Here is a 24,196-nt window from a genome sequence, read left to right on the forward strand (position 1 = left end):
GATGGAGAAGATTCAGAATATGCTTTCCGGATTTAAGGAGTTCCTCCAGTATAAAATATACGATAGTGAGGCTATTCACATCACCGTAGGCACCCTGCTTACCATCATATTGGCCATAATTGTGGTCACTTTTGCCTTAAAGCTGATCAATCGTCTGATCACGGCGAAACTTCCTGAGGAGGACAGGAACAAATTCGAGAGCATTTTTGGCTTCCTCAAATACCTTTTCTACATCCTGGTGGTGATCACTATTCTTCATTCATCAGGAGTAAATCTAACGGTGCTGCTAACAGCTTCCGCCGCTTTATTTGTAGGGCTTGGTTTTGCTTTGCAATACCTTTTTCAGGATATTATTTCAGGTATTCTGATCATTCTCGATCAATCCTTGCACGTAGGGGATATTATTGAGGTTGAAGGAAAGGTTGGCCGGGTATTTGAGATTAGACTCCGGACTACCAGGGCCCTTACCCGTGATGATAAGGTTATTGTGATTCCCAATCATAAATTCTTAACGGATAGCATTTATAACTATACCCAAAATCATAAAACTACCAGGGAGGACGTTAGGGTAGGAGTGGCCTATGGAAGCGATGTGGAACTGGTAACCCGGGTGTTACTGGAATGTGTAGAGTCTAAAAAGGAAGTTTTAAGAAATCCGAAACCTTTTGTGCTGTTTGAGGACTTTGGGGATTCCGCACTGCTTTTTTCGGTCAACTTTTACATTAATGACAGTTTTACCGATCCAAAAATTAAAAGTGACCTACGTTATCTTATAGATGCGAAATTCAGGGCAAACAATATTACGATTCCGTTTCCGCAAAGGGATGTACACCTGTTCACACGCGATTTGGAAAAGCGCGGCAGCCAGCTTCCCAAAACTCAAACCGACAATAGCTAATATGATAAAGCACATTGGGATTTGGTGTTGCTTTTTGTGCTTTTCAGGGGTTGCTCTTGCTCAGAGTACGGACATCATTCGCTTAGAGTATACCCAGATTCCAGAGAACAGCAATGGTATCAAGACGACCAGATACAGAGTATTGGGAAATTTTCCGATCGCGCTGGGTCCCGAGAAATACGTGATCACCGGGTTAGAGTATAATTTTCTGGATATTGATGTAAGTCGGACCTTCCCTTTTGATTTTAGTGAACTGGAGCAATTGCATATTATAGATTTTAATTTGGGATACATCACCCGATGGAATGAGAATTGGCGTTTTATAGGAATTGTAACGCCCCGCCTGGCTTCTAACTTTGTAAACGGTATTGAAAGCAATGATTTCCTACTGAATGCTACCGCCGTTTTCCTCAAAACTAAAAATGACACGGACAAACCCTTCAGGCTTTTCGCCGGAATAACTTTCAACAGCGCTTCGGGTTTACCAATCCCACTTCCTCTGATAAGCTACCGAAGACGTTTTCACCGGAATTGGTCTTTTAATATCGGGGTGCCGAGGATGAACCTCGAATATCACCTTAATGATCAGCATAGTTTTGAAATAGGAGCCCTTCTGGATGGGTATTTTGTAAATGCCCAAAACGATATTTTGCTACCCGATGGAGCTATTGGTGCAAATATTTCGCTTTCGGCGGTACTGGGAAATATAGGGTATCGATACCGGGTTACGGAAGAGATCTCCTTTTACGGCTTCTTTGGTCATACTATCATACAAAGCGGCTTACTTCGGGACGACAAAAGAAAGAACGTTTTTGTACTGAATGAAGATCAAAATATATATTTTAGGGTGGGATTTAGAGTAGGAATATTTTAACAAAAAAGACATGTCAAAAATTCTGGTAATTGAAGATGAAGCGGCGATTCGAAGGGTCTTGGTAAAGATCCTTAGCGAGGAAAGTGATGCCTACAAGGTGGAGGAGGCCGAAGATGGTGTAAAAGGTTTGGATTTGATCAAAAAGAACGACTATGATCTCGCTCTGTGCGACATAAAAATGCCAAAGATGGATGGTGTTGAGGTATTGGAAGCAGCCAGGAAACTCAAACCGGAAATCCCTTTTATCATGATCTCAGGTCACGGGGATCTGGATACCGCGGTAAACACTATGAGGCTTGGTGCTTTCGATTATATTTCAAAACCACCGGACCTTAACCGTCTTCTTACCACTGTACGCAACGCCCTGGACAGAAAAGAACTGGTCGTTGAGAATAAGATCCTCAAAAAGAAAGTAAGCAAGAATTACGAAATGGTCGGGGAAAGCAAAGCTATCCAGGCCATTAAGGATATGATTGACAAGGTGGCTCCTACGGATGCAAGGGTACTGATCACAGGCTCTAACGGTACCGGGAAGGAACTGGTTGCACATTGGATCCATCAGAAGAGTGAACGCAGCGGAGCCCCTTTTATTGAGGTGAATTGCGCAGCTATCCCGTCAGAACTCATAGAGAGTGAGTTATTTGGTCATGTTAAGGGAGCCTTTACCTCTGCGGTAAGAGACCGTGCAGGTAAGTTCGAAGCCGCAAATAAAGGAACTATTTTTCTGGATGAGATTGGAGATATGAGCCTATCAGCTCAGGCCAAAGTGCTTAGGGCTCTTCAGGAAAACAAGATATCCCGCGTGGGGACGGATAAGGACATTAAAGTGGATGTTCGGGTAGTAGCGGCTACCAATAAGGATCTGCAGAAGGAGATAGCCGATGGAAAATTTCGGGAAGATCTATATCACCGTCTGGCGGTTATACTGATTCAGGTCCCTGCCTTGAACGACCGGCGTGAAGATATTCCATTGCTAATTGAACACTTTGCGAAGAAAATCGCCTCTGAACAGGGGGCCGCGCCTAAGGAATTCTCCAAAAAAGCCATTGAAATGCTAAAAGGCTATGACTGGACCGGTAATATCCGCGAACTTAGGAATGTTGTGGAAAGACTGATTATTCTCGGGGGCGAAGAAGTTGGTGAGGAAGACGTAAAACTATTTGCCAGTAAATAGGAAAACTAAGGGTTAAAGTACGAAGTAAGCGGTAAAAACCAGGAACGGAGAAGAACTCCTTATTTACAGGCTTCCAACTTTACCAATGCAGCTTCCGCGATTTCCTTGGTACGGAGGTTGTAGTATTTTTTGGCTTCGCTTAGGTCTTGCTTGAGTAATTGTAACTCACAGTGTTTATAAATTCGGTTTGTAAAGACATAGGCCTCTTTGCAGTCTACTGAATTTACTACGTTTTCCAATGATGCTTCAAAGTTTTTCAAAGACTCATCTATTTTGTCCTCCAGCTTTTTACCGTTTAATTCCACAAAAGCATTTTTCTTCTTTTCGGATTCCACTGTGTTCATGGCAAGTAGTTGCGAATCATAAGGGCTATCGTGCAATTCGTCATGCTCTTCCAGGGCTTCCAAACTGGTCAGGGCATTATCCAGAGCTCGGGTTAACAGTAATTTGGTGCCATTTAACGAAGAGACCCTGGTGGCCTTTTTTAGGTTATCCAGGCTTTCGTAAATACTATTTATCATTTGTTTGCAACCACATTCCTCAAATTGCTTTTTAGACTTTTCAATGGCGTTCAAAGCCTTGTATGCGTAGAATCGGGAAGTATTGATATCCTTGGCTTCAAGGGCCTTTTCAGTCTGTGATCGAACATAGCCAATATTGGAACCGGCGTAATCACAGGCTTTATTAAAACTGAAGGAAGAAAGTGTTAAAAACACCGTAGCGTACCATATGTAGTACCTTCTTTTCATAGCATAAGGCATTGATTCAGTAAAATTTAGGCTTAGTAAAGATAGGAGGAGATGAGCCCGTTTCCCTATTTTTTTCGATTAACTGTAAGTCGACACCGTTCTTATAGACCAACGGTAAGGTTTAGAGGACAAACCGTGGTATTTTTTACACACACGGCTGTGGAACCCCGACAAAATGCTTTATATTCATCCTATGAATAAAATACAGAGTGGTAATTATTTAGCCTCATCCAGTGTAAAACTTTCAGAAACAGATACTTATGAAGATTTTGGTCGATCCGAAAAGGAGTTGAAAACCGAGTTGGAAGAGGTACGTGTAAAACTCGGGAAATTTCAGGATACACTATATGCACATGGGAAATACGCCGTGTTGATATGCATTCAGGGAATGGATACAGCAGGAAAAGACAGCCTGATCCGGGAGGTTTTCAAGGATTTTAACGCCAGGGGAGTGGTAGTACACAGTTTTAAGGTTCCTACGGAGCTTGAACTAAAGCACGATTATATCTGGAGACATTATATCGCATTACCGGCTAAAGGAAAATTTGGGGTTTTTAACCGGACGCATTATGAAAATGTACTGGTGACCCGCGTTCACCCTGAGTATATCCTGAGTGAAGATATCCCTGGGATACATCGTGTGGAAGACATAAATCACGAATTCTGGGAAAAACGCTTTGAACAGATCAACAATTTTGAAAGGCATATCGCCGATAACGGTACGCTGGTGTTTAAGTTTTTTCTACATCTTTCAAAAGAAGAACAGCGGCAACGCCTGCTTCGCAGATTACGCCTAAAGGAGAAGCATTGGAAGTTCTCACCTGGCGATCTAAAAGAAAGAAAATTGTGGGACAAGTATCAAAAATGTTATGAAGAGGCTATTCGGAAGACTTCCAAGCCGCATGCCCCCTGGTATGTTATCCCGGCAGATAGTAAAAGGGCTGCAAGATTGATCGTTGCTTCGATTTTGCTGCAGGAATTAAAAAAATATAAAGATATAAAGGAGCCGGAATTAGAAGATGAGGTAAAAGCCAATTTAGACCTATACAAGGCTGCTTTGGAAAGTGAAAAAGAATGAAAAAGATATTAGTGATTTTTTTCCTGAGCACTGCGGTGCTATTTGCTCAGACAGAAGATGAAAAAGCCATCAGGTCTTTTTACGATGCGGCCCTTACTCAGGGAAAAGCCTATGATTGGCTAAATCATTTATCCAACCAGATCGGCGGGCGACTTTCAGGTTCTGTCCAGGCGGAACAGGCTGTTAGGTATACCCGCATACAGTTAGATTCACTGGGTTTGGACCGTGTATGGCTACAATCCGTAATGGTACCGAAATGGGTTAGGGGCACCCCTGAATTCGCTTATATAGAAACCAGGCCGGGGATTACCAGTAACGTTCCTATCACAGCACTTGGAGGCTCTGTATCTACCCCAGTTGGCGGTATTAAAGCCAAGGTAATAGAAGTACAGGGCATAGAGGATCTGGCTGTCAAGGGAAGAGATCAGATCGAAGGCAAGATCGTATTTTACAATCGCCCAATGGATCCTACGCTGATCAGTACCTTCCAATCCTATTCAGGTTGTGTGGACCAGCGCTACTCTGGGGCCGCAGAGGCGGCAAAATTTGGTGCTGTGGGTGTTATTGTCCGATCGATGAATCTGCGGCTGGATGATTATCCGCACACTGGTTCCATGAGCTATGGAGAAACCCCGGTTAACGAGCGAATCCCTGCGGCGGCCATAAGTACCAATGGTGCGGAACTGCTGAGTACCACCCTGAAGTTAAATCCCGAGATAAACTTTTATTTTAAGCAAAACTGCAAGCAGTTAGATGATGTAGAGTCGTTCAATGTCGTCGGCGAGATCCGTGGCAGTACCTATCCGGGTGAGATCATTCTTGTAGGCGGGCATTTGGATTCCTGGGACCTTGGAGATGGCTCACACGACGATGGAGCAGGTTGTGTGCAAAGTATGGAGGTGCTAAGGTTGTTTAAGGTTACTGGGTATAAGCCGAAAAGAACCATAAGGGTTGTGCTCTTTATGAATGAGGAAAATGGCCTAAGGGGTGGGAATGCCTATGCTGATGCGGCCAAACGTAAAAGGGAGCAACACGTTTTTGCGCTGGAAAGCGATGCCGGAGGTTTTACCCCACGTGGTTTTTCATTTGATTGTGATCAGGCCAATTTTCAGCAGGTACAATCCTGGAAACCCCTTTTTGAACCTTATTTGATCCACCAGTTTATCCAGGGCGGTAGCGGAGCGGATATCGGACCTTTAAAAACGGATGAGCTGGTCCTGGCTGGATTACGGCCGGACTCCCAGCGGTATTTTGATCATCACCATGCGGAGAACGATACCTTTGAGCATGTAAACAAGCGCGAATTGGAGTTAGGTGCAGCAACCATGACCAGCCTGGTATACCTTTTTGATAAGTACGGTACGGTTAAACCTGAAAAGATCAAGGGGAGATAGTTTGCAGTTTGCAGTGAATAGTAAACAGTGAACAGTGAACAGTTTGCTATCTAATGGTCTAATCGTCTAATCCGTCCAAACGTCCAATTATCCAGCCATCGAACTCTCTTAATCTAATTAGCCACATTTCCAAATGAATACTTGGTCTCTCCGCTTTGAAAATGCAGTGCCTAGGATTAACTTGAGTTTGGGGTGGGGTTGGAAGCCCCGTGAGAATTGGCGAGCCAATTTTCAGTATGCAGTTAGCAGTCCTCCTTCGCAAAGGCTATCGAGGATGAGATCGGTGAACAGTAAACAGTGTTCTTATTAAAAAACATTTAACTGGCATGAACATCACAACGTACACGAACCTGATCCATCCAACCGTCTAACCATCTAGCAATCCACCCATCCAACCGTCCAAGAATCCAACTATCTAACCGTCTAACCACTCAGCCATCCACCAATCTAATTGTCTAACAGTCCAACAGTCTAGCCATCTAACCATCTAACCGTCCAACCATCTAATCGTCTAGCCATCCAACCATCCAACCGTCTAGCCATCCAACCATCCAACCCTCTAATCCATCCAACCTCCCAACAGTCCGAAATCTCGGTTCGTCAAGTAAATTTCGCTACCTTTGGCGCTCATTTAAAAAGAGAACTATGCAAGACGGGATTTACGCCAAATTCAATACCTCAAAAGGCGAAATTTTAGTAAAACTTACTCACGATAAAACGCCGGGAACTGTTGGTAACTTTGTCGGACTGGCAGAAGGCAAATTAGGTAATACCGCCAAACCGGAAGGTACTCCTTATTACAACGGACTTACCTTCCATAGGGTAATACCAGATTTTATGATCCAGGGTGGATGTCCTCAAGGAACAGGTACCGGAGATCCGGGATACAAATTTGATGACGAATTTCATCAGGAGCTTACCCATTCAGGCCCGGGAGTGCTTTCTATGGCTAACGCCGGACCAGGTACTAACGGAAGCCAGTTCTTTATTACCCATGTGGCTACTCCATGGTTAGACAATAAACATACAGTATTCGGGCACGTGGAACACGGTCAGGAAGTAGTCGATGCCATTGCCCAGGGAGACCTGATTGAGTCCCTGGAAATTGTACGCCAGGGTAATGAGGCAACCAATTGGGACGCTGTTGAAGCTTTCAGGACCTTTGAGAAGGTAAAAGAGGAACGGGAGGCCGAACAGAAAAAAAAGGCCGAGGCAGAATTGGAAAAACTTTCTGCTGGTTTCGAAAAGACTGAAAGTGGTCTAAGATTTAAGATCCTGAAACAAGGCAATGGTGAAAAGGCCGCCAAAGGCAATATGGTCTCCGTGCATTACGAAGGTAGCCTTGCTAATGGACAGGTTTTTGATTCTTCCTATAGCCGAAATCAACCTATTGATTTTCAGTTAGGTGTCGGACAAGTGATTCCGGGTTGGGACGAAGGGATTGGTCTGTTGTCTGTAGGAGATAAGGCCCGATTTGTTATTCCTTCATACCTGGCATATGGTGCGGCAGGAGCAGGCGGAGGTATTATTCCACCGAACGCCACGCTTATTTTTGAAGTAGAACTGATGGGAGTAAAGTAGGCTTATTTTGCCTGGCTTAGCAGCCATTCGATATAACGGATTACTTTTTGCTATTCCTTAAGGAAGGGATCAGTAGCAGCAGGTTTATGGCGATAATGCCCAGAACAATTCCAAGGAAAAGCGACATAATTTTAAAACTTTGGCTGGAGTCTGAGACTACCAGGCGGGTTCTGTTCTAATAACAACTCGAACCTTACAAACCCTACCCAAAGAACCTGAATTTCTTAGATCAGGATTTATTGGTCTTTTTTCCGCTCAAAAACAACAATAGGATATTTACAAATAGCAGTAAGAAAAGAATGACCAAAAAAGTAATCATAGCTGTGGTTGTTAAGCCGGGGAATTTGTCGAATGTTTAACCTTTAGACGGGAAAGTTCTAAATGGTTGCGCCAAAGTTAAACAAAATTTCAGCTGGTTTTATAATAAAATTCTTACACATTTTTTTAGAGAATGAAGACTGTTAATTCAGGCTGTGTAAGATTCAAAACTTGTCGAGAAACTTTTGCTAATGTTTAGTCCTCAACGGTTTTCGGGAAGGCAGGGAAACAAACAAGTTGAAAATAGATTGCTCCAGGCAAGTCCTAAAAAAAGCCTCCCGAAAAGGAGGCTTTTACTTTTCTAGACCGTAGGATCCGGTGTCAAGCGGAGATAGGGTTTGATCTCTTCAACTCCTTTACTGAAAATTTCTTTTGCCTCATCAGTTGGAATAGAAGGGCTAACCACTACATCCTGCCCGTGTTCCCAATTTGCCGGTGTGGCCACTTTGTGATAGGCCGTAAGTTGCAATGAATCGATCACCCTCAACAGTTCGTGGAAATTACGTCCTGTAGATGCCGGATATGTAATGATTAACTTCACTGTCTTATCCGGTGCAATAATATACACGGACCGGACCGTAAGCGTATCATCGGCGTTAGGGTGGATCATGTCGTAAAGATCGGATACCTTGCGATCTTCATCTGCTATTATGGGAAAGTTTACCGTGGTGTGCTGTGTTTCATTGATGTCCTTAATCCACTCATTGTGGGATTCTTTACCATCCACACTTAGCGCCACCATTTTCACATTGCGCTTGTCAAATTCCGCTTTGAATTTTGCCGCGGTTCCCAATTCTGTAGTACAGACCGGGGTAAAGTCCGCAGGATGTGAAAACAGTATTCCCCATCCGTCTCCAAGATATTCGTAGAAGTTAAATTGTCCTTCTGAACTGTCTGCTGTAAAGTCGGGGGCCATGTCGCCTAATCTAATTGTTGCCATTTTATTTGCTTTAAGGTTGTATTATCAAATACCGTAAAATTAGGCGGAATACTGGGGAAATTACACCTGGGTCTGGTTAAAAATGTATTAAAGTTTTAGAAATGAAGCACATTTCAAATTCGGCGATTAATTCAGACATAGGTATCCCAATATTTCTAAATCTTGCACTACTTTTATAACATGACAGAGAAAGAACTACAAGAACTTCGATATCCCATCGGATATTTTAGTCGCCCTGATATTATAACCGATGAGATCCTGGCTGAATGGATCGCTCAACTGGAGTCTTATCCGGACAGATTACAGTCCTTGGTCAGTGCACTTTCGGAGGAGCAATTAGCCTGTCCGTATAGGCCGGATGGCTGGACAGTGCGTCAGGTAATACATCATGTGGCAGACAGCCACCACAATAGCTATGTACGCTTTAAATGGGGCCTTACCGAAGACCGCCCGACGATCAAAGCCTACGAGGAGAAGCATTGGGCTGAACTCTTTGATACCAAAACAGGGCCCATAGCATTGTCTTTGGCTCACCTAAGGGCGGTACATGCTAAACTGGTCTTTCTTTTGAAAGGCCTTAGCAGGGAACAACTCAGGCGGACATTCATTCACCCTGACGATGGCAGCGAAACTTCCCTTGAAGAGAATATTGGGAGATATGTGTGGCATGGAAATCATCACTTTGCCCATATCAGGAACCTGCTGGAAAGGAAAGGATGGCTCAACGAACCCTAGGGTTTTTCGCCTCCTTCCGGGCCGTAGAAAAACACCCAGGTTACAAAGTCATCACTAAAGTTTTCAAATCGGTGGACTACCCCTGCCGGAACGAATAGAAAATCACCTGGAGCAAAAGCAGTCCTTTCGGTGTCCATTAAAAACTCCCCAGTTCCTGAAATTACAACGTAAATTTCGTCCCGGGTATGGGGTTGCTGCAGATCAACCTTCTCTGGTTTATATACCTCAACGTAAAGGGAACCATGTTTGAAGATCTCCTGGAACAATTTACCGCTGTCTGCGAGTCTTGACAGCGCTTCTGCTTTACTAACTTTCATATCAGCTTTCCCGCCACTTAATGTTACAGCCAATACTGGGTTTTTGCTCCTGGCTAATGTCCTGACCGCTCAAAAGCGCGTCCAGGGCATTTCTCAGATCTGAACCACTTACCGGGATACCGTTTCCTGGCCTGGAGTCGTCTAGCTGTCCGCGATATACCAGCCTGTGTTGAGTATCGAACAGGTAAAAGTCGGGTGTGCAGGCGGCAGCATAGGCTCTGGCCACTTCCTGGGTTTCATCGAACAAATATGGGAAAGTGTAACCCTCTTCTTTAGCGGTCTCCTTCATTAAGTGTGGTGCATCCTGCGGATAATTAACAATGTCGTTGCTGGAAATGGCTATAAAACCAATACCTTTCTCCTGGTAGTCTTTGGCAAGGGACACCACACCGGCATTCACATGTTTGACAAACGGGCAGTGATTGCAAATAAACATTACAACCGTACCTTGTTCCCCACTGAGCTCGGAAAGGCCAAGGGATTTATCCGATACGGTATCCAGGAGTTCAAAATTGGGAGCCTGAGTCCCTAAGGGTATCATATTACTGGGTGTTCTGGCCATTTTTTCTACTTCATTTGGTTATCCTAAAGTTAACATGAAAATTGGTACGACCCTATATTTTAACGCAAAGCGCTAGGGTGACTGTTATCCTGCGAAATCAGATCTACTGCACTTACATAATCGGACCAAAGAATATGGCATTCATCAGTAATTTGTTCGTGCCGTACCAGAAGGCCCTGAAGTTGGTGTTGTCTGTAAACAAAATAACCCTGCCTTTGCCCGATCGCACTGCTTTGAATGGTACGCTACCTTTAATCAATTCCAGGTTTTCCTCAGATATGTAACCGCTTAAAAGCGGGTTTGAGGTATACTGAATGGGATTGTTATAGCTCTGCTTGTCCGCTTCAAGATAGATGTTGGTGTTTCGGAAGAGCGGGAGTTTATCGTTCTTGTAACCAAAATTGATAGGGTGAGACCTGTCCAGCTTTGCCTCGAAAATGGCCCCTCCTGTAACCTGAGCTCCTTTGAAGTCAGCTTTTTCTTCAAAGGAAACATCCTTTGCCACAATACTGTCCTTTTTAAACTCAGGTTTCATCAATTCATTGTTTTTAAACCATTTGGCAGCGCTTCGGTACCCGATAAGCGTACCACCAGACTTAACCCATGGCTTTAGCTTTTTGGCTACTGCACTGTCCAGGTTTAGGCTTCCCCAGGAACCCGGGACAATAATATCGGTATACTTGCTGATATCCGCCGAATCGAAATAGCCCACGTCTAACTTGGTGATCTTCATGTCGTAGCGTGTATCGAACAAATGCCACATCTCTCCGGCATCATAAGAACGTATTCCCTCGCCCACCAATACGGCTACTTTTTGCTTCTTTATCGGATCGAATTGATTGCTACCCAGATCTATCCCCTGTGTCAGGCCCGTAGACACGCCATTTATTTGCAGATTGCATTCTGCCGCCACACCGCTGAGGAATTTGTGTAATTCGTCAGCCTGGAGCGCCTGACCCTGCACTGGGATCATTATGGTACCATAGTCATATCTTGTACCATTCAAACTAAATGGCGACTTTGCCACCTTGGCTCTTAAACCCTTATTAAGGATCTTGTTGAGAGCCTTAGGGCTGTAGTATTCGTGCCATTCAAACAAATAGGCATACTGGCTTTTTCCGTTTACCGACCCCTCTAAAGGCTTGAGTTCAGTCACTTCAGGTCCTGCATTTGAAAGGGAAGTAGTCTCGGTATAATCCAGGTTAAATGCCAACGGAAAGGTCCAGGCAGACACATCGTAAAACAAGCTGTCAGTAAAGGAGGTCCTTTTTTCGAAGATAGCTTTGATCAGTCTGTGGTTTTTCTGGTTCATAGGCACTACATAGCTCTTTTCTTTGACGAAGGAATTGCCGTTGAGCGATGCATCATTGGCCAACTCGTTGAATTTAATCTGATGCCTTTTAAGGATTTCGGCCAGGTGCCAGGCTTTGGCCCCGTCTTTACTATCTCCGAATATCACGGCTTTGGTTCTGCTGCGCTGTGCCTCATCCCTCGCGGATTTGAAAAAGTCTCGTTGATAGGACAATATCTTTGTACGCATGTTCTTCGCCGCTTCTATGGTGGATAAGGCCGTGGTAAACTGATTGCGAATCGTAAATGGAAAAGTAAGTATTCCGTTTTCGCTTTCTTGTATATGACCCCTTGAACTCCCCTGTTCGAACAAAATTCCTATACCACCGTTAACATCCGGAAAAGTGGAGCCCTTACCGTAGTAATAATCGTCAAAATTCTCTTCTGTGTAATATAGTGAACCCAATTCGTCCAGGGCTTTGGCGTGATATGTGCCGATCTCTGCCGTTAGCTCCTGGTTGATTTTAGGGGTGAGCGGGTGAACCCTTGAAGGCACTCCGGGCTGAAAGAAGAAGGTGGAATTGGTTCCCATCTCGTGGTGGTCCGTCAGTATGTTTGGCAGCCACTTATGAAAAGTCTTAATTCTTACCCGGCTTTCAGGAAGTTGTACCGGAAGCCAGTCCCTGTTCATATCAAACCAGTAGTGGTTTGTGCGCCCACCTGGCCATACTTCGTGATATTCACGCTCGTTCTTGTCCGGATTCAGTTGAATGCTCTTGTGAACATTCGCCCAATAGGCGAAACGCTGTAGGCCATCCGGGTTGAAGGAAGGATCGAGTAGTATGATCATTTTGTCCAAAAGGGATTCTATTTCCGCACCCTGAGCGGCTGCCAGATAATAGGCATAAGCCAATGTGGCATTAGATCCGCTGGGTTCATTGCCGTGAATGGAAAAACCCTGGTACACCACTATGGGCATATTTTCCACATCTAAGGTGGAACCTTCCGTTTCTGTAAGCGTAAGGTGTTCTTTGCGAATTTGCTCTAGATTGTTGAGGTTCTCCGGAGTGCTGATGGTAAGCAGCAATAATGGTCTGCCTTCAAAAGTAGTACCACGTGTTTCTATTTGAATGCGATCACTTGCCGCGGCAAGAGTTTGCATGTAAAACCAAAGCTTATCATGGGTTACATGCCATTCGCCTACCTCGTGGCCAATAACATCCGCTGGTTTTGGGATTTTTTCGTTATACGTTACGTCCTGGGGGAGGTAATAGTTAAGATCTGGTACGTTTTGTGCGATCCCGGTTTGCATTATGGCGTAGAATACCAACACACACAATTGTTTCATAAGCCTTGTTTTAGATTTTGAATTAGTCTGCCGTTAAAGGTAACTAATAGCAAGGCATAGGACAAGTTCTTGCGGTTTAAAACCTGAAGTCAAGTAGGTGTTAAAAATACCGCATAAAAAAACCCCGGAACTCCGGGGCTATTTACTTTTATATATGACTTTTAGATATCGTCAAAACTGACATCCGTAAAGCTTTCGGAAGACTTTACTTCTCCATTACTGCTGGTATCTTCTTTTTTAAAGTCTTTTTGATGCCTTTCGGAAATCACTTCCAATCCTTTTTCATCAATGATGTAATCCATCATTTCCTCCAGGGTTTCACGGAACGATTGAAAATCCTCTTTGTAGAGGTAGATTTTGTGTTTCTTGTAGTGAAAAGAACCGTCATCATGGGTGAATTTCTTGCTTTCGGTGATCGTAAGGTAATAATCCCCTGCTTTTGTACTCCTAACGTCGAAGAAATAAGTTCTTCTTCCTGCTCTCATCACCTTTGAGAAAATCTCTTCCTGATCTATGGTATCTTTATCGCTCATGGCCTTAGTTCTAGTTAGTATATTTTCTTAAATGCCATCAAAAATGTGAAAAAAAAGCTAATTCAGCAACATTTTTCTAGTTTTCTTTCTCCGATAGCTGGTTGATATAAAGGTCTTTGTAGTATCCTTCCTGCGCCACTAATTGGTTGTGTGTTCCCTGCTGCAGAATTTTACCTCCCTCTAATACGATGATCTTATCCGCATTTTTTGCAGAGGATACCCTATGGCTTACGATAAGGGTGGTCCTGTTCTCGGAAGCCCTTTTGAGGTTGTTGAGGATCTCCTCTTCTGTTTCTGTGTCCACCGCAGAAAGACAATCATCAAAAAGATAGATCTGAGGGTCTTTTAGCAATGCCCTTGCAATGGAGACCCTTTGTTTCTGTCCTCCACTAAGGGTTATACCCCGTTCACCCAGTATGGTGTCATAACCATTTGTGAACCCTACGATATTGTCATGTACCACGGACATTCGGGCCACTTCTTCGATCTCTTCCTCTGTGGCCTCCTCTTTTCCGAATTTAATGTTATTTCGAATGGTATCTGAAAACAGAAATGCATCCTGAGGCACTGCACCTATCATGGATCTCAGGCTTTCCAGGTTGATCTCCTTGATAGGCACATCGTCAATAAGGATAGTTCCGGAAGAGGTGTCATACAGACGGGCGATCAGCTCCAGGATCGTAGATTTTCCTGAACCGGTTTTTCCCAGAATGGCAACAGTTTCTCCTTGTTCAACCGTAAAGGAAATACCATGAAGGGCCGTAATCTCCGTATCTTCATAAGTAAAAGTTACGTCCCTGAACTCAATTTTGCCGGAAATCTGAGTTTTCTGGGCCACTTCACTTTTGATGGACGGCTCTTCTTTAAGAAATTCGTTTATCCGCTTCTGTGAGGCCTCCGCCCTTTGTACTATGGAGGTAAGCCAACCCACGATGGCTACCGGCCAGGTAAGCATATTGACATAAAGAATAAACTCGGCAATAGTACCCACAGATTCGATCTGACCATCCAGATACTGCTTTCCACCTACATAGATCACAAAAATATTGCTGATACCTATCAGTAGTATCATCAAAGGAAAGAACCATGCATTGACCTTGGCAAGGTCCATGCTTTTGTCCTTACCTTCCAGAGCCAGTGCTCTAACCTCAGAATTTATCTGTGGTTCAAGGGTATAAGCCTTAATGACTGAAACCCCAGAAAAGGATTCCTGCGCAAAGGTAGAAAGGGTAGACAGGTATTCCTGCACCTTTGTACTCCTTTTGTGTATGATACGGCTGATCTGATAGATCAAAATAGACAGTACAGGAAGGGGTAATAAGGAATAAAAAGCGATGGTTGGCGCTTTTATAAACATCAGCGGGATCAGACAAACAAAAAGGGTCAATGTCTGCATACCGTACATTATCGCGGGCCCTGCATACAGCCTGACCTGGCTCACATCTTCGCTTATTCTGTTCATCAGGTCTCCCGTACGGTTCTTCTTGTAGAAATTGAGGCTAAGTAACTGATAATGGTCAAAAACCTCGTTCTTTAGATCATATTCTATATATCGAGACACGTTTATGATCGTTTGCCGCATTAGAAAGGTAAAGAAACCGGAAAGCAAGGCCGCACCTACGATGATCAGTATGTATTCTAAAAGTAGATCCCTGGCGGCAGACTCTTCGAGTTGATTACTGACATAATTCTCAACGACTTCAATAGAATTCTTTACGTATGAAGGCATTACCAGCTGAAATACCCTGGCGATGATAGTAATAATGATCCCCAGAAGTAGTTTTAACCAGTATTTTTTGAAGTATTTGTTGAGATGTCTGAGTTCCTTCATTCGGTTGGCAGGCTAAGGGTGTGGTTTTATTATAACGGCCCAAAGATAGCGGATTGGTAGATATCTAAATGTTATAAAACTTATAAGATAAAGTGCGAACCAATACGGCCTGTTTTCAAAATAGATTGCTATTTTTGCTCCGTTGCTGTTTATCAATCAAAAATAAGGTTCTTTATACATGCTAACAAGACGGCATATTAGGGTAAAAGTAATGCAATGCATATACGCCCTGACCCAATCCAAAGGTGATTCTCTTGAAAAACAGGAGAAGTTCTTGAAAGCGAGCATTGAAAACACCTACTCCTTATATCTTTTGAACCTGGCATTGTTTCGGGAACTCTTCCTGCTAGCGGAAAAGCACGTCTTGCACGCATCCAAAAAATACGTAGCAAATACCTCGGATCAATATCCCGATCAACAAAAATTTGTAAACAATCGATTGCTGTCTCAGATCGCTAACAACGAGCGCCTGCAAAAAGAGTTGGAAAAGCGAAAATTAAAGCACTGGTATCTTCATGAGGAGTATGTAAAGATTATCTATAAGGAGGTTATTGCGAGTGAGTTTTACCGGCGCTATATGGAAAAGGAGGGAAGCGCTTATGAAGAAGACCGGGCTTTGCTCATTGAATTGTTTCGGGAGGTGATCGCCCCTAACGAAAAGATCTATGAATATTTTGAAGATGACAAGCTCACCTGGGTAGACGATATTCCGCTAGTGAATACTTTCATTCTAAAACGCCTAAAAAAGGCGGGCCCTGGTCAACCAGAGGCCTTCTTTCTTCCGAAATTACTCAAGGATATTGACGATCTTGATTTTGCAAAAAAACTACTTTCAAAAACCCTGTTGAAAGATGCGGAGCTCATGCAGGAAATCGAGGGCAAAACGCCGAATTGGGATAAGGACAGGATCGCGGATATCGACGCCATATTGTTGAAAATGGCCATATGTGAATTGCTCAATTTCTCATCCATTCCTGAAAGAGTCACTATTAATGAATATCTAGAGATTGCAAAAGAGTATTCTACTCCCAAAAGCAGCATCTTTATTAACGGGATTTTAGACAAATTGGTGAAGGAATATAAAACCAAAGGAAAACTTAAAAAAAGCGGACGCGGATTGTTGTAAACAAATATTCCTTAATTTTGCTCGGAAACACAGGCCTGAAAGATAAAAATTTCAACCTTCTGCCTTTCTCAGGAAACGGACATAAAAGTGGCTAAAGCGGCCGCCAATCTTCTGAAAAGGGATAAATTAAGTTTAAATAAAAACAAAAAAATGAAAAGGACCGTAATCACTTTGAGTTTAGTTTCTGTACTAGCATTTATGTCTTGTAAGGAAAACGCTTCCAGCAAGATCAATGCTTCAAATGTGGAGGTAGCGGCGCAGCGCGATGAAGCAGCCAAAAACCTTCCTGTAATGACCTTCGATAAATCGGAACACGATTTCGGCACAATTGAGCAGGGAACTCCGCAAGAGACTACTTTCAGTTTTACAAATACCGGTAATGCACCTCTGATTATTACAAATGCGACAAGTTCATGTGGCTGTACAGTTCCTCAATATCCTAAGAATACGCCAATTGCTCCCGGAGAAACCGGAGAACTACTGGTGAAATTCAATGGTTCCGGTCAGAATCAGGTAACCAAAACCGTAACCGTATCGGCCAATACAGAAAAAGGCTCAGAACTATTGCGCATCAAAGCTTTCGTAACTCCAAAGAATGCAGCCTCTACTGCTGCTGTTGGACCCGTAAAGCAGTAATTTTATAAAGCACATAAATGGGTGATATAGGATCATTACTTCCAATGCTGCTGATATTTGCGGTAGCGTACTTCTTTATGATACGACCGCAGATCAAGCGTCAGAAAGACGAGAAAAAATTTGCACAGGCATTGAAGAAAGGGGATAAGATTATTACAAAAAGTGGATTACACGGAAAGGTGGTGGATCTGAATGACAAGGATTTTTCCTGCATCATTGAAACCATGGCCGGAAGGCTTAAGTTCGACCGTTCTGCTATTTCCATGGAAATGAGCAAAAAGCTCAATGCACCTAAGGAAAAATAACTCCTTCCCTCAAAAAATAAAACACTGGCATATTGCCGGTGTTTTTTTTACCCTCATGTTCGCCAAAGCCGCTTATTTAGTATCTTCATGCAACTAAATATCATTTGTCATGAATTCGAACAGACGCCACTTTCTAAAACAAGGCTCCCTGGCATTTTTGGGTAGCGGAGCTGCATTTTTATTCCCGTTAGAACTTCTTGCAAGCATTCGGAAATCAGTAAGTCCCAATGATAAGATAGGCGTTGGACTAATAGGCTGCAAAGGGATGGGCTTTTCAAATCTTAGCTCCATGCTAAAGATCAGTGAAATTGAACTTGTGGCGCTTTGCGATGTTGATGAGAATGTCCTGGAACAGCGCATTGCCGAACTTGAGAAGGCAGGCATTAAAAAACCCAAAAAATACAAGGACTACCGGAAACTTTTAGAAAATAAGAATATCGATGTCGTGATCATTGGGACACCGGACCATTGGCACTGCCTTCAGCTTACAGATGCCATTGACGCTGGGAAAGACGTCTATTGTGAAAAGCCTATTGCCAATTCCATTGAGGAGTGCAACCTGATGCTGAATGCCGTAAATGCCAGCGATAGAATAGTACAAATAGGACAGTGGCAAAGGAGTCAGCCTCACTTTGTGGATGCCATAAACTATGTGCATTCCGGGAAACTGGGAGAGATCCGCTTGTCTAAGGCCTGGGCCTACCAGGGTTGGATGAAACCCGTTAATCCCCAACCAGATTCACCAGCTCCGGAAGGGGTAGATTATGACATGTGGCTTGGACCTGCACCGAAGCGGGCTTTTAATGCCAATAGATTCCATTTCAATTTCAGATGGTTCTGGGATTATGCCGGCGGATTGATGACGGATTGGGGTGTGCACCTGATAGATTATGCGCTATATGGTATGAAAGCGGGAACCCCTCGTTCCGTGATGGCCCTGGGTGGAAAATTTGCTTATCCGAATGATGCCTCTGAAACTCCTGACACCCTTCAGACCGTTTTTGAATTTGACGGTTTTTCCATACTCTGGGAACACGCGACAGGAATTGACGGTGGCAATTATGGAAGAAATCACGGTATCGCCTTTATTGGTAACAACGGGACGCTGGTCCTGGATCGAGGTGGATGGGAAGTTATCCCGGAAAACGAATTCCAGGGTTGGGGAAAGGACGGAATACCAAAACTGGAACGGCTGCCCCTACAGCAAAATCAGGGAAGTGGCCTGGACCTGCATACGGTGAACTTTATAGAAGCCGTGAAAAGCAGGGATAGTTCGTCCCTAAATGCTCCTTTAAAAGTCGGTTATGACGCGGCCCTGGTTTCACACATGGGTAATGTGGCCTATAAAACAGGAAAGAGATTGTACTGGGATGCTGAACAGGGCCAGTTTACAGACAATGAGGCCAATGAAATAACCAAAGCGGCCTATCACAACGGATGGAAATTGCCGGGATAGTTCAGATCAGCTACTTCTGTATTTGTCATTAAGTGAAATACCCTGGGCTATCATAGGAAGGATCTTTTCCAGTCTGGATTGTTTGGTCTTTTCCTGTTTGGCCTCACTGATGTATTCACAAAACTCCCGCTGTTTGTAGGGCGTGAGTTTACCGAACCTCACCTTAAGTTCGTTGTCTTTGTCCAGAGCGTTAGATAGCGCTTCCGGTACGACGGTTTCCTTTTTGGGTCCCGGGCTAAGTGCAATACCCTTCCGTTGGTTGTCCAGAGCCTCCTGCATATAGGCCAAAACTCCGGCTTTATCAATCTCGTTCTCCGACAGGAACTTCCAATGCCTCATGGCTTTGGTTTTACCTTCCTGTGCATTTTCCAGGACACCTTTAGGGTCACTTAGAAATACGCCGTTAAAGAACCACACCCCAAAATGACTCTTGAAGGCACAGATTCCTAATACATTTTTGCCATCGTAGGTATAAACAGGGAAATTCCATTTATAGCTCTCCTCCAGTTCTGTTTTTAGGGCCAGTTCTCTCAATACCGCGATTCCCTTTTTATATTGGTGTTCCCTGGCGTAAAAGGCTTCGATCTTTTCAGTTGCGCTCATGAGGTTGTAATTTTTTGTTCCTTGTAATTTCGCAAATTTTTACAATAACATCAACAGCCTTCATCATACTTTGCACTGGCAGGTACTCGTACTTACCGTGAAAATTATGACCTCCTGCAAAAATATTCGGGCAGGGAAGGCCCATATAGCTGAGTTGGGAGCCGTCCGTACCCCCTCTTATGGGTTTTATGATAGGAGTGACACCTACTGATTCCATGGCTTCTTTGGCGATCTCTACGATATGAAAAACCGGGGTGATCTTCTCTTTCATATTGAAATATTGATCTTTAACTTCAATGGAAAAACAAGCTTCGTTTTCAAGGTTCAGAGAAGCCACCAGCTCTTTTAGAAGGGCTTTTCTTTTTTCAAAGCTTTCAAGGTCGTGGTCGCGGATAATCATCTCTAACTCTGCCTGCTCTATACTTCCGCTCAGTTTGTGAATGTGAAAGAAGCCTTCTCTTCCTTCAGTATGCTCAGGAACCTCTTTTTCTGGCAATTGTGCGATAAGTCTATTGATCAGGCTTATGGCATTCACCATCTTTCCCTTGGCGTAACCTGGATGCACACTTTTGCCTGAAGCGGTTATATGGGCGCTCGCCGCATTAAAGTTCTCGTATTCCAGTTCTCCGATCTGACTGCCGTCTACGGTATAGGCCCAATCCGCTCCAAATTTTTCTACATCGAAATGATGAGCTCCCCTCCCGATTTCCTCATCAGGAGTAAAACCCACCCGGATCTTCCCGTGCTTGATCTCGGGGTTACGGATCAGGAATTCCATGGCGGTGATGATCTCAGTGATCCCTGCCTTGTCATCTGCACCTAGTAGGGTTGTACCATCGGTTACGATCAGGGTTTGACCTTTGTATTGGCTAAGTTCTTCAAAATAAGATGGGGAAAGCAGTATGGAATCTTTTTCATGGAGCACGATATCTTTTCCGTCATACTCCGGTATTACCCTCGGTTTTACATCTTTTCCGCTGAAGTCCGGAGAAGTATCATAATGGGAGATAAATCCGATCACAGGTATTGCCTCTTCACAATTTGAAGCTAATGTGGCCATAATATAACCTTTGTTATCAAGGCTAACCTCTTCCATGCCAATGGATTCCAGGTCTTTGGCCAGTTTACGGGCTATGTCCCACTGCTTTTTGGTGCTCGGTGTGGTCTCTGATTCCGGATCGCTTTGTGAGTCAATGGTAACGTAGCTTATAAAACGGTCAATTATATGCTGCATCCTTATAATTTTTGGCCAAAAATACAGTTTAAATATGTATTATTGCGCCTGTGCTTATTAGTTGTATGATATCGTGAAAAACACTTTCTATATTTCGATTTTACTTGTACTCTTTTGCGGCTATATCTCCCATGCCCAACGTTTTGAAGACTGCACACTAGGCCTCGGGGGAAAGGATGCTCAGACCATAGTGGAGGTATTCCAATTGAATGAAGAACAACAATCCAAAATGAATGCATGGTCCGCGGAACTTCAGACCCAACAGAAATTGATTGAAGATCAGATCCAGGAACTGTTTGACAAGCATCCACAAAGCACTACGGAAGAATTGAATACCCTGGCGGTAAAGTATAAGAAGTTAAAAGACCAGATAGTTACTATCTCAAAATCTTTTGACCAAAAACTACTGGCAACTTTCAATGAAAGGCAGTATGAAAGATACGTCGCGCTTTGCCGGGCGGCCTATCGCCAACCCATGACTATTCCTCAGAAAGTAAGAGATTCGGTAAATCCAGAATAATATCGGGCTTTCCATATATCGAATACCTGCAGCAAAGCGCTTGCTAGTCGGGGGAAGTTCGTATTTTTGGGGAAATTTTGTCAAAAGCATGTACAAAGCCCTAATCAGACCCTTATTTTTCCTACTTGATGCTGAAAAAGTACACCATCTTTCTTTCAAATTGATCAAAACCTTCTCCCGATTGGGATTCTCCGGACTCTTTAGGTCCATTTTTCAAATTGAGGATCCGGGACTTGAACGAGAAGTCTTTGGTTTGAAATTCAAAAACCCTGTAGGTCTAGCTGCAGGTTTTGACAAGGACGCTAAATTGTTTAACGAATTAGCCGACTTTGGTTTTGGGTTTGTTGAAATTGGAACGCTCACTCCGAAACCGCAGGCAGGAAACCCTAAAAAAAGGTTATTCCGACTTAAGGCGGATAAGGCGATCATCAATCGAATGGGTTTTAACAATGAAGGGGTTTTTGACGCCGCAGAACGATTGAAAAAGGAACATAGGGTATTGATAGGCGGAAACATAGGCAAAAACAAAACCACTCCGAATGACCAGGCCATTAAGGATTATCTGATTTGCCTGGATGCGCTCTTTGAGGATGTAGATTACTTCGTAGTGAACGTAAGTTCACCGAATACGCCTGGTCTACGCGAACTTCAGGACAAAGAACCTTTGACCGCATTATTGAACGCTCTTAAAAGGGAGAATACCAAATTGGCTGAAAAATTAGACGCCAAGGAAAAACCGATCTTACTTAAAATAGCCCCGGATCTGAGTGAAGACCAGCTGTTGGATATCATCAAAATTGTGGATCGAACAGGGATTGATGGTATAATTGCTACTAACACTACTATAGGTAGAGAAGATCTAAAATCCGATTTTATACTTCAGGAAGAAAAAGGTGGTCTCAGTGGCAAACCTTTGACGAAAAAAAGTACGGAGGTGATCCGTTTTTTGGCTGAAAAGAGCGGAAAATCTTTCCCTATTATCGGTGTAGGAGGAATTCATTCAGCTGAAGACGCCTTGGAAAAGCTTGAGGCGGGTGCGGATCTTGTGCAGCTGTGGACAGGCTTTGTTTATGAAGGGCCGGGATTGGTCAAAAAGATCAATAAGGCCATTTTAGAACGAAATTGAGGCCCTGGATTCAGTTGGCAGTCCTCCTTCGCTAAAGCTACGGAGGATGAAATCAGTGGGCAGTAAGCAGTGAACAGTAAAAGTCTAGCTTCATTAAGGTCCTGGAAAATTAACTTTGCGGTTTTCCACCTGTAAAATTCAAAACATACAACTTAAAACCCATTTACTTAAACTTGAAGAAGTGAACAGTCCTCCTTCGCCAAAGCTTTGGAGGATGAATGCAGTTGGCAGTTAATTTCACAATTCCTCAATTTTACAATTTTACAATTTTACAATTTCACATTCCCTCATTTTCAAATCTTCAAATTGACAAACCATCAAATCAACAAATCGCCTTTTCTGCTTTTACATTGCAGTGTCCGGGATTAATTTAAAATTGGGGTGGGGTTTGGAACCCCGGTTTCAGTGGGCAGTTGGCATTAAGCAGTGAACAGTAAGTAGTAAACACTAAACAGTGAACAGAATACAGTTTTCCTTTTGTATGTTCAACCCTCAACACCTAACACTCAACACTTAAAACTTCATCTTAAACTTAATCTTGTACTTCAACTTACACTTATATTTTTGCGTAAACTTCACTGCCTTAGAATCCACCCGAATAACTGCCATATCCCCAATTTCCCCTGACCCGAATCTGGTATCCATTATCAAATAAATAATGCTAATTTTGAAGAGCAACCAAAACCTGAAATGTCCGAAAAGGTACAGATCATAGAATGCCCGAGAGATGCCATGCAAGGCATTAAAACTTTTATCCCTACAGCGGAAAAAGTAAAATACATCCAATCCCTTTTAGGTTGTGGATTTCACACCATCGATTTTGGAAGTTTTGTCTCCCCCAAAGCCATACCGCAAATGGTGGATACCGCCGAGGTTCTTTCCCAGTTGGATCTATCGCGGACCAATAGTAAACTCCTGGCTATAGTCGCCAATGTGCGCGGAGCCCAGGACGCCAGTAAACATCCGGAGATCGACTACCTGGGTTATCCCTTCTCTATATCCGAGAACTTCCAAATGAGGAATACCCATAAGACCATTGACCAATCCATAGAGGTACTAAGGAGTATTTTGGAAATTGCAGAAAATACCGGAAAAGAAGTCGTTACATACATTTCCATGGGCTTTGGAAATCCATACGGTGATCCCTGGAGTGTTGAGATTGTAGGGGAATGGACCGAACGCCTGGCCGAAATGGGATCAAGAATACTTTCCCTTTCCGATACGGTCGGCACTTCCACCCCGGAAGTGATTACTTATTTGTTTTCGAATCTTATTCCTAAATATCCGGAAATACAGTTTGGTGCTCATCTGCATACTACCCCAACGAAATGGCACGAAAAGGTGGCCGCCGCATACGAGGCGGGTTGCCGTAGATTTGACGGAGCAATTCAAGGGTTTGGAGGTTGCCCTATGGCCAAGGACGAACTTACCGGTAATATGCCCACGGAGAAAATGCTTTCCTATTTTACTGCGGTCAAAGCGGATACACAGGTAAATTGGATGGCTTTCGAGGCTGCGCACAATAAAGCGACAGAGCTTTTTTCAGTCTATCACTAAGCCCGGCCCGA

23 protein-coding genes are annotated in these 24,196 nt (G+C 43.6%); 14 read left to right on the plus strand and 9 right to left on the minus strand.

What is annotated here, in order from left to right; all coding sequences use genetic code 11:
- The first annotated feature begins 1 nt into the window (after position 1).
- Genes GTQ38_RS04275 through GTQ38_RS04285 form a run of 3 tightly spaced genes read left to right on the plus strand, consistent with a single transcriptional unit; the run spans position 2 to position 2,946 of the window.
- Complete coding sequence (locus tag GTQ38_RS04275) at positions 2 to 898, plus strand: mechanosensitive ion channel family protein (protein WP_161434246.1); 897 nt, start codon at positions 2 to 4, stop codon at positions 896 to 898.
- Position 899: 1 nt separating this feature from the next.
- On the plus strand, positions 900 to 1,772 hold the full coding sequence (locus GTQ38_RS04280; RefSeq protein ID WP_161434247.1) for a DUF6268 family outer membrane beta-barrel protein: 873 nt from the start codon (positions 900 to 902) through the stop codon (positions 1,770 to 1,772).
- 10 nt (positions 1,773 to 1,782) lie between these two features.
- Positions 1,783 to 2,946 (plus strand): sigma-54-dependent transcriptional regulator, encoded by a 1,164-nt coding sequence (locus GTQ38_RS04285; protein WP_161434248.1) that lies wholly within the window; start codon positions 1,783 to 1,785, stop codon positions 2,944 to 2,946.
- 59 nt (positions 2,947 to 3,005) lie between these two features.
- Here the strand turns inward: GTQ38_RS04285 and GTQ38_RS04290 are convergent, their stop codons facing one another.
- Positions 3,006 to 3,695: a hypothetical protein gene (locus tag GTQ38_RS04290; RefSeq protein ID WP_161434249.1), complete on the minus strand. Its 690-nt coding sequence runs from the start codon at positions 3,693 to 3,695 to the stop codon at positions 3,006 to 3,008.
- A 193-nt stretch (positions 3,696 to 3,888) separates the two neighbouring features.
- Between GTQ38_RS04290 and GTQ38_RS04295 the strand changes: the two genes are divergently transcribed.
- The 3 genes from GTQ38_RS04295 to GTQ38_RS04305 all read left to right on the plus strand — a co-directional run bounded on the left by GTQ38_RS04295 (position 3,889) and on the right by GTQ38_RS04305 (position 7,748).
- Positions 3,889 to 4,773 carry a PPK2 family polyphosphate kinase gene (locus GTQ38_RS04295; RefSeq protein WP_161434250.1) on the plus strand — a complete coding sequence of 295 codons (885 nt, stop codon included), beginning with the start codon at positions 3,889 to 3,891 and terminating at the stop codon, positions 4,771 to 4,773.
- Entirely contained in the window at positions 4,770 to 6,167 is a 1,398-nt protein-coding gene (locus GTQ38_RS04300) for a M20/M25/M40 family metallo-hydrolase (RefSeq protein ID WP_161434251.1), read from the plus strand. Before GTQ38_RS04295 ends, GTQ38_RS04300 begins: the two co-directional genes overlap by 4 nt.
- A 645-nt stretch (positions 6,168 to 6,812) precedes the next feature.
- Positions 6,813 to 7,748, plus strand: a complete 936-nt coding sequence (locus GTQ38_RS04305) for a peptidylprolyl isomerase (protein WP_161434252.1) — start codon at positions 6,813 to 6,815, stop codon at positions 7,746 to 7,748.
- Between the two features lie 619 nt (positions 7,749 to 8,367).
- On the opposite strand, the gene GTQ38_RS04310 is transcribed toward GTQ38_RS04305, so the two are convergent.
- Positions 8,368 to 9,006, minus strand: a complete 639-nt coding sequence (locus GTQ38_RS04310) for a peroxiredoxin (RefSeq protein WP_161434253.1) — start codon at positions 9,004 to 9,006, stop codon at positions 8,368 to 8,370.
- Positions 9,007 to 9,186: 180 nt separating this feature from the next.
- Here GTQ38_RS04310 and GTQ38_RS04315 point away from each other — a divergent pair, with 180 nt between their 5' ends.
- The gene (locus GTQ38_RS04315; RefSeq protein ID WP_161434254.1) at positions 9,187 to 9,741 is read left to right on the plus strand and encodes a YfiT family bacillithiol transferase; all 555 of its coding nucleotides are present in this window, start codon (positions 9,187 to 9,189) and stop codon (positions 9,739 to 9,741) included.
- Here the strand turns inward: GTQ38_RS04315 and GTQ38_RS04320 are convergent.
- From GTQ38_RS04320 to GTQ38_RS04340, 5 genes are all read right to left on the minus strand, one after another.
- Positions 9,738 to 10,058, minus strand: a complete 321-nt coding sequence (locus GTQ38_RS04320) for a cupin domain-containing protein (RefSeq protein ID WP_161434255.1) — start codon at positions 10,056 to 10,058, stop codon at positions 9,738 to 9,740. The genes GTQ38_RS04315 and GTQ38_RS04320 overlap by 4 nt on opposite strands.
- Position 10,059: 1 nt before the next feature.
- Positions 10,060 to 10,620, minus strand: a complete 561-nt coding sequence (locus GTQ38_RS04325; protein WP_161434256.1) for a thioredoxin family protein — start codon at positions 10,618 to 10,620, stop codon at positions 10,060 to 10,062.
- A 112-nt stretch (positions 10,621 to 10,732) separates the two neighbouring features.
- Positions 10,733 to 13,258, minus strand: coding sequence for a M14 family metallopeptidase (locus GTQ38_RS04330; protein WP_161434257.1), 2,526 nt, complete (start codon positions 13,256 to 13,258; stop codon positions 10,733 to 10,735).
- Positions 13,259 to 13,419: 161 nt separating this feature from the next.
- Positions 13,420 to 13,791, minus strand: a complete 372-nt coding sequence (locus GTQ38_RS04335; RefSeq protein WP_161434258.1) for a PUR family DNA/RNA-binding protein — start codon at positions 13,789 to 13,791, stop codon at positions 13,420 to 13,422.
- A gap of 76 nt (positions 13,792 to 13,867) precedes the next feature.
- Positions 13,868 to 15,622, minus strand: a complete 1,755-nt coding sequence (locus tag GTQ38_RS04340; RefSeq protein ID WP_161434259.1) for an ABC transporter ATP-binding protein — start codon at positions 15,620 to 15,622, stop codon at positions 13,868 to 13,870.
- 178 nt (positions 15,623 to 15,800) lie between these two features.
- Between GTQ38_RS04340 and nusB the strand changes: the two genes are divergently transcribed.
- The 4 genes from nusB (at position 15,801) to GTQ38_RS04360 (ending at position 19,145) form a co-directional block, all read left to right on the plus strand.
- On the plus strand, positions 15,801 to 16,748 hold the full coding sequence (nusB, locus tag GTQ38_RS04345) for a transcription antitermination factor NusB (protein WP_161434260.1): 948 nt from the start codon (positions 15,801 to 15,803) through the stop codon (positions 16,746 to 16,748).
- A gap of 150 nt (positions 16,749 to 16,898) precedes the next feature.
- Positions 16,899 to 17,384 carry a DUF1573 domain-containing protein gene (locus tag GTQ38_RS04350; protein ID WP_161434261.1) on the plus strand — a complete coding sequence of 162 codons (486 nt, stop codon included), beginning with the start codon at positions 16,899 to 16,901 and terminating at the stop codon, positions 17,382 to 17,384.
- Positions 17,385 to 17,401: 17 nt separating this feature from the next.
- On the plus strand, positions 17,402 to 17,689 hold the full coding sequence (gene yajC, locus GTQ38_RS04355) for a preprotein translocase subunit YajC (RefSeq protein ID WP_161434262.1): 288 nt from the start codon (positions 17,402 to 17,404) through the stop codon (positions 17,687 to 17,689).
- A gap of 109 nt (positions 17,690 to 17,798) precedes the next feature.
- Positions 17,799 to 19,145: a Gfo/Idh/MocA family protein gene (locus GTQ38_RS04360; RefSeq protein ID WP_161434263.1), complete on the plus strand. Its 1,347-nt coding sequence runs from the start codon at positions 17,799 to 17,801 to the stop codon at positions 19,143 to 19,145.
- A 6-nt stretch (positions 19,146 to 19,151) separates the two neighbouring features.
- On the opposite strand, the gene GTQ38_RS04365 is transcribed toward GTQ38_RS04360, so the two are convergent.
- Together GTQ38_RS04365 and pepT are read right to left on the minus strand one after the other, a co-directional pair.
- The gene (locus tag GTQ38_RS04365) at positions 19,152 to 19,748 is read right to left on the minus strand and encodes a YdeI/OmpD-associated family protein (RefSeq protein ID WP_161434264.1); all 597 of its coding nucleotides are present in this window, start codon (positions 19,746 to 19,748) and stop codon (positions 19,152 to 19,154) included.
- The gene (gene pepT, locus GTQ38_RS04370; RefSeq protein WP_161434265.1) at positions 19,735 to 20,982 is read right to left on the minus strand and encodes a peptidase T; all 1,248 of its coding nucleotides are present in this window, start codon (positions 20,980 to 20,982) and stop codon (positions 19,735 to 19,737) included. The genes GTQ38_RS04365 and pepT overlap by 14 nt, the downstream gene beginning before the upstream one ends.
- A 73-nt stretch (positions 20,983 to 21,055) precedes the next feature.
- Here pepT and GTQ38_RS04375 point away from each other — a divergent pair, with 73 nt between their 5' ends.
- The 3 genes from GTQ38_RS04375 (at position 21,056) to GTQ38_RS04385 (ending at position 24,185) form a co-directional block, all read left to right on the plus strand.
- Complete coding sequence (locus GTQ38_RS04375) at positions 21,056 to 21,502, plus strand: hypothetical protein (protein ID WP_161434266.1); 447 nt, start codon at positions 21,056 to 21,058, stop codon at positions 21,500 to 21,502.
- 88 nt (positions 21,503 to 21,590) lie between these two features.
- Positions 21,591 to 22,628, plus strand: a complete 1,038-nt coding sequence (locus GTQ38_RS04380) for a quinone-dependent dihydroorotate dehydrogenase (protein WP_161434267.1) — start codon at positions 21,591 to 21,593, stop codon at positions 22,626 to 22,628.
- Positions 22,629 to 23,318: 690 nt separating this feature from the next.
- Positions 23,319 to 24,185: a hydroxymethylglutaryl-CoA lyase gene (locus tag GTQ38_RS04385; RefSeq protein ID WP_161434268.1), complete on the plus strand. Its 867-nt coding sequence runs from the start codon at positions 23,319 to 23,321 to the stop codon at positions 24,183 to 24,185.
- The last annotated feature ends 11 nt before the right edge of the window (positions 24,186 to 24,196 follow it).

It is taken from the genome of Poritiphilus flavus (assembly GCF_009901585.1).
Classification (GTDB): Bacteria; Bacteroidota; Bacteroidia; order Flavobacteriales; family Flavobacteriaceae; genus Poritiphilus; species Poritiphilus flavus.